This window comes from Pseudomonas sp. NPDC085632, assembly GCF_044541255.1.
In the GTDB taxonomy this organism is placed as follows: Bacteria; Pseudomonadota; Gammaproteobacteria; order Pseudomonadales; family Pseudomonadaceae; genus Aquipseudomonas.
Genome location: NZ_JBITSX010000095.1, coordinates 1 through 4,119 on the forward strand (window position 1 = coordinate 1; position 4,119 = coordinate 4,119).

The following is a 4,119-nucleotide window of genomic DNA, read 5'->3' on the forward strand; positions in this document are numbered from 1 at the left end:
TATACGCACACTCTTTCACCACAGCATAACTGCATTCGCTATGGATCGGCAGGGTGACCAGCTCAAGACAACGCTGGCAAAACATTTTGACCTCGGTGTCGATAAAGCTGTGGATTACCACAGATTTACGTTCATCTCGTTCAAAAACGAATTTCGCCTGCACCGTACCGACATTGTCGGAAAGCGGGTCGCAGAGTCTCTCCAAATCGGCCAGCAGCATTTCACCTTGAAGGGTGGTGCCACGATCAGCCAATTTGCGCGGGTCAACGTGAGGTGGAATCGGGTCATTCAACATAGGCGCAGCATTATAGGGATGCACCCACCCATGTCAAAGGAAATTGTGCCCTGTCCGTCACTTGCGTGTCTCCGCTAGAATTCGCACCTGCCTCAGGAGACGCGAATGCTGCCTTTATTACTCGCTTCAAGCTCGACCTATCGTCGCGAATTGCTCGCCCGCCTGCACCTGCCGTTCGTCTGCAGCTCGCCCGATATCGATGAAAGCCATCGCCCGGGAGAGTCCGCCATCGAACTGGTCAAACGCCTTGCCGAACAAAAAGCCCGGGCACTGGCCGACAGCCACCCCACTCATCTGATTATCGGTTCGGACCAGGTCGCTGTGCTCGGCGAGCAGATTATCGGCAAGCCACACACCTTCGAGAACGCCCGCGAGCAACTGATGGCTGCCAGCGGCGCCAGCGTGACCTTTCTGACCGGCCTGGCCCTGCTCAATAGCCAGACGGGCGAATGCCAGGTCGACTGCGTGCCATTCACCGTCCATATGCGCCAACTCGATCAGGCGCGCGTTGAGCGCTATCTGCGCATCGAGCAGCCGTATGACTGCGCAGGCAGCTTCAAGGCGGAAGGACTGGGGGTGAGCCTGTTTCAGTCGACCGAAGGCCCGGACGCGACCAGCCTGATCGGTTTGCCGCTAATTCGGCTGATCGACATGTTGCTGGCTGAAGGTGTGCAGATCCCTTAAAGCAAAAGATCGCAGCCTGCGGCAGCTCCTACAGGGATTTACCTTCCCATGTAGGAGCTGCCGCAGGCTGCGATCTTTTGACCTTTACAACGAATCAGCGCAACGAAGGCCCGTGGAAACCCATCCACATTGCCAACTGCTCAGCCACGCTGGCACCGAGCTTTTTCGAGAAGCGATCGAACGGCGACTCCTGAACGGTGAAATCCACCAGCTCTTTCTCGCCAATCACATCCCGCGCCACCGAACTGGCATTGCCCAGACCGTCAATCAGACCCAGCGGCAGCGCCTGTTCGCCCGACCAGACCAGCCCGGAGAACAGCTCCGGATGTTCTTTGTCTTTCAGACGATCGCCACGCCCCTGCTTGACGCTGTTGATGAACTGCTTGTGCGTGGTATCCAGCACGCTCTGCCAGAACGCCGTTTCTTCAGGCTTCTGCGGCTGGAACGGATCGAGGAACGACTTGTGCTCGCCCGAGGTGTACGTACGACGTTCGACGCCAAGTTTTTCCATGGTGCCGACAAAGCCGTAACCGGCCGCCGTCACCCCAATGGAGCCAACCAGACTCGCCTTGTCGGCGTAGATCTGATCCGCCGCACTGGCGATATAATAAGCGCCGGACGCCCCCAGATCGGAAATCACCGCATACACCTTGATCTCCGGGTGCAGGCCGCGCAGACGCTTGATCTCGTCATACACATAACCCGACTGAACCGGACTGCCGCCAGGACTGTTGATCCGCAGGATCACGCCCTTGACCTTCTTGTCCTCGAACGCCGCTCGCAGACTGCCGACAATGTTGTCGGCGCTGGCCGGTTCTTTGTCGGCGATCATGCCAGTGACGTCGATCAACGCAGTGTAGTTCGGCCCACGCGTGGCGCTTTTTTCCATGTCCATCAGCGGCGTGAACAAAATCAGCGCAACAAACAGATAAACAAACGTCAGCAGCTTGAAGAAAATCCCCCAACGCCGTGAACGACGCTGTTCCTGGACACCAGCCAGCAGCGTCTTCTCCAGCAGCTTCCAGCTTTTCTCGTCACCGCCGTCGGCACTTGCCTTGGCCGGTGCTTTCCATTCGTCGGTCATGCCATCCACCCCAGCAAAAACGTATTAAGCCTGCTGTCCCAGCCAGGCATGCAATTCACAAAAACGGTCGATCGACAGACGCGGCTCGAACTGTTGCAGCGATTCGATCGATTGCGCGCCATAACTGACCGCAACCGAATCCATCCCAGCGTTACGCGCCATCAGCAGATCGAAAGACGAGTCGCCAACCATCAGCGCTTGCTCAGGACGCACACCACAATGCGCAAGGATCTGCTCCAGCATCAGAGGGTGTGGCTTGCTGGCAGTTTCATCGGCAGCGCGGGTGATATCGAAATACGCTTCCCAGCCATTGGCCTTGAGCACCCGATCCAGCCCGCGACGATTCTTGCCGGTGGCGACAGCCAGGTGATAACCCTGCTCACGAAATGACGCCATCGACTCGACAACACCTTCGAACAACGGCGAAGGTACGGCCTCTGCAGCGATGTAGTGATCGGCGTAATACTCGCGAAACAGGGTCATTTCGGCATCGCTGATCTCGGGATACAGCGTGCGAATCGCCTCGGGCAAGCCCAGACCGATAATGCCTTTGACGGCAAAGTCATCGCGCAACTCGAAACCGGAGCGCCCGGACGCCGAGTGCATCGCCTCGACAATCCGATGGATGGAATCGGCCAGCGTGCCGTCCCAATCGAAAATCAGCAGCTTGTAATCAGATGGGCGCACTCAATCGCTCCACGGTCTTGGCCCACATTTCATCGACCGGCGCCTGCAGGGTCAGCTTGCCGCCATCGGGCAGCGGCACAGTCAGCATGTAAGCATGCAGGAACAGGCGCTTACCGCCCAGATCGCGGATTTCCTTGGTGAAATCCTCGTCGCCATACTTGCTGTCACCAGCAATGCAATGGCCAGCATGCAACGTGTGCACGCGAATCTGGTGGGTGCGACCGGTCACCGGCTTGGCCTCGACCATGGTGGCGAAATCACCGAAACGGCGCAGCACCTTGAACATCGTCAGGGCTTCTTTGCCTTCGTCGTTGACTTCAACCATACGCTCGCCGGAACGCAAATTGCTCTTGAGCAATGGCGCACTGACTTTCTTGATCGAGGTCGCCCAGTTGCCGCGAACCAGCGCCATGTAGCGCTTGTCGACGCCATCGCCGCGCAATTGCTCATGCAAGTGACGCAACATGCTGCGCTTTTTCGCGATCATCAGCAGGCCGGAGGTGTCACGGTCGAGACGGTGAACCAATTCCAGCTCTTTGGCATCAGGACGCAACTGACGAAAGGCTTCGATCACGCCGAAGTTCAAGCCACTGCCGCCGTGAACCGCAATGCCGGCGGGCTTGTTGATCACAATCAGAGCTTTGTCTTCGAAGACAATCGAGGCTTCCAGGCGCTGCAACAGGCCTTGGGCCAGTGGCACCGGCTCGTCACGCTCAGGCACGCGAACCGGCGGCACGCGCACGATATCACCGGCCTGCAGCTTGTATTCGGGCTTGATCCGACCTTTGTTCACGCGCACTTCGCCTTTACGCAAAATGCGGTAAATCAAGGTCTTGGGCACGCCTTTGAGCCGGGCGAGGAGAAAATTGTCGATTCGTTGGCCGGCATACTCCGGCGAGACTTCAAGCAATTGAACGCCTGGAGTCGAAGGGGCAGTAGTTGTCATGCCGCGGATGATAACAATTTTTATGGAATTGAAGCACTTAATCATTGCTGCTATAGTCGCGAACGCCGCCAAAAGCGGCCTGGACAGAGGAATCACGGTCAAAAACCGGCCCTGACCAACGCAATTCACCAGGACGCGAGGCCGTCCTACGGGGCTTTCGCTACGTAACGGTGGAGTTTTCAGTTGTAACGAGCGCAGGTGACATGAGGCCTGAATTACACCGCCGAGCAGAGTTTTTACTCGCCTGGCAGGCACACATTCAAGGCCAGTTCACAAAGTGCAGTCAGCTGCAGATGACCCCGAGCGAATGCTTCGGAAACAACGCCTGAATTAGCCATGATGCGTGACAACTCATTGAGCATGCCCGCCAGTTCGATCCACGCGTTGACGAACGACAGAAACGCCTCGCCGCCGGGATGCTCC

General features: G+C 57.5%; 5 protein-coding genes and 1 pseudogene. 1 reads left to right on the forward strand and 5 read right to left on the reverse strand.

The window, feature by feature from the left end:
* A pseudogene (locus tag ACIF4X_RS28985) lies at window positions 1-295 on the reverse strand (metal-binding protein); the annotation flags it as partial.
* 105 nt (window positions 296-400) lie between these two features.
* On the opposite strand from ACIF4X_RS28985, the gene ACIF4X_RS28990 reads away from it, so the two are divergent.
* Window positions 401-979 (forward strand): Maf family protein, encoded by a 579-nt coding sequence (locus ACIF4X_RS28990; protein WP_397484671.1) that lies wholly within the window; start codon window positions 401-403, stop codon window positions 977-979.
* Between the two features lie 94 nt (window positions 980-1,073).
* Here the strand turns inward: ACIF4X_RS28990 and sppA are convergent, their stop codons facing one another.
* From sppA to ACIF4X_RS29010, 4 genes are all read right to left on the reverse strand, one after another.
* A complete protein-coding gene (gene sppA / locus ACIF4X_RS28995; RefSeq protein WP_122842557.1) occupies window positions 1,074-2,063 on the reverse strand; it encodes a signal peptide peptidase SppA in 990 nt (329 codons plus the stop codon).
* A gap of 24 nt (window positions 2,064-2,087) precedes the next feature.
* Window positions 2,088-2,750, reverse strand: a complete 663-nt coding sequence (locus ACIF4X_RS29000) for an HAD-IA family hydrolase (protein ID WP_397484672.1) — start codon at window positions 2,748-2,750, stop codon at window positions 2,088-2,090.
* Window positions 2,737-3,696, reverse strand: a complete 960-nt coding sequence (gene rluC / locus ACIF4X_RS29005; protein ID WP_034155359.1) for a 23S rRNA pseudouridine(955/2504/2580) synthase RluC — start codon at window positions 3,694-3,696, stop codon at window positions 2,737-2,739. Before rluC ends, ACIF4X_RS29000 begins: the two co-directional genes overlap by 14 nt.
* Before the next feature lie 236 nt (window positions 3,697-3,932).
* On the reverse strand, window positions 3,933-4,119 hold a 187-nt coding region (locus ACIF4X_RS29010), incomplete at its 5' end, for a hypothetical protein (RefSeq protein WP_397484673.1).

Excerpts from the sequence above, each read along its gene's own strand:
- ACIF4X_RS28990 (WP_397484671.1), top strand. The coding sequence starts at position 401 with ATGCTGCCTTTATTACTCGCTTCAAGCTCGACCTATCGTCGCGAATTG.
- sppA (WP_122842557.1), bottom strand. The coding sequence starts at position 2,063 with ATGACCGACGAATGGAAAGCACCGGCCAAGGCAAGTGCCGACGGCGGT.
- rluC (WP_034155359.1), bottom strand. The coding sequence starts at position 3,696 with ATGACAACTACTGCCCCTTCGACTCCAGGCGTTCAATTGCTTGAAGTC.